Here is a 1,398-nt window from a genome sequence, read left to right on the forward strand (position 1 = left end):
CGGCTACGCCGACGCGGGCATCGCCGAGATCGTCGAGCGGTCCGGGATCAGCGTCGGCAGCCTCTACCACCACTACGGCGGCAAGGCCGGGCTGTACGTCGCGCTGTGGGAGGACCTCAGCGCCGAGCAGGAGGCGAGCGCCGCGCAGGCCGTGTCCGCGGCGCGCAAGAGCGGCGAGATCGACCCGATCGCGCTGTTCATCGCGGGCGCCCGCGCCTACCTGCGGGTGTGCTGGGAGCGCCGGGACGCCGCCCGGCTGTTCCTCGGCGGCGAGGGGCCGTCCGGGTCGTCGCTGATGCGCCGCAGCCGCGCGCAGCGCTGGATCGCGCAGAACACCAAGCTGCTGCGCGGCCCGTCCTCCGGGGAGCCGGCCGGACGTCCCGAGCAGGTGCTGAGCCTCGTCCTCACCACGGTCATCGGCGAGACCGGACGGGAGATCGCCACCGCCGAGAGCGAGGCCGAGGCCACGGAGATCATCGAAGAGGTGTGCCGCATCCTGATCCGGCTGGCCCGCTGAGCCGCGGCGCTCGCGCCCGCGCTCAGAGGCGGGCGGGACGGGCCTGCCGCAGCGGGAACAGGGCGGACCTGGCCGGGCGGATGCGGGGAGCGGGCTGCGGCGGCAGCGCGCGCAGCCTGGCGGCCGTGAGCCGCTCCCCCGCGCTCCGGCCGCGCCGCCGGACGGCCCGCGGCGGCCTGAGATCGCAGGCCCGCCGCATCAGCCGCAGCCTGAGCAGCAGCAACGTCACCGACACCGTCAGCGCCGCGAGGATTCCGGCCTGGAGCGCGGCCAGGTCCTCGACGGTGAGCGGCTCGTCCGGGAGCTCCCGCAGGCCGGACACCGGGACCAGCGGCCCCGGGCTCGGCGCGATCTGCGGCTGGGCGATCGGCGGGAACACCACCTGGGGCCCGCGCATGCCCGCGAGCGGGTCGAACCCGGACGGGGTCAGCGGCGGGACGCCGGGCGGCAGGTTCGCCAGGCTCACCCCCGGCGGCGGCGCGCCGGACGCGTCCGTGACGATCAGCTTGTAACTGCGGGACACGCCTTTGGCCTTGGTCGCGGAGGCCGCGGCCCGCAGCGTGACCAGGCCGGGCCTGGCGTCGGACGGCGCCCGCACGGTCGCCAGGGTGGCGGCTCCACCGCCGCCGACCGAGCCGAGGGTCCGCGCCCGCGGGCTCACCGAGGCGCCGGACGCCGACAGCCGCAGGACGGTGTTGCCCGCGGTCGCGTACCTGGACGACACGCGCACGGTCGCGGTGATCGAGCCGCCGGGACGCATCGTCGCCTCCGACACCGTCAGCCCGAGCACCAGTTCGGGAGCCTTCGGCTCACCGGGCCCGGGCGGCGGGTCGGTCGGCGGATCGGTCGGGTCGGTCGGCCCCGGTGGATCGGTGGGCGGG

Annotated in this window: 2 protein-coding genes; one reads left to right on the forward strand and one right to left on the reverse strand. The window is 76.9% G+C overall.

Annotation, left to right across the window (positions count from 1 at the left end; genetic code table 11):
* Positions 1-517: TetR/AcrR family transcriptional regulator (locus E1264_RS42630; protein WP_132183262.1), on the forward strand; the 517-nt coding region annotated here is incomplete at its 5' end.
* Between the two features lie 22 nt (positions 518-539).
* Here E1264_RS42630 and E1264_RS44355 read toward each other — a convergent pair.
* A partial coding sequence (locus E1264_RS44355) for a hypothetical protein (RefSeq protein ID WP_165964680.1) occupies positions 540-1,398 on the reverse strand: 859 nt, incomplete at its 5' end.

Origin of the sequence: Actinomadura sp. KC216 (genome assembly GCF_004348535.1) — a bacterium.
Classification (GTDB): Bacteria; Actinomycetota; Actinomycetes; order Streptosporangiales; family Streptosporangiaceae; genus Spirillospora.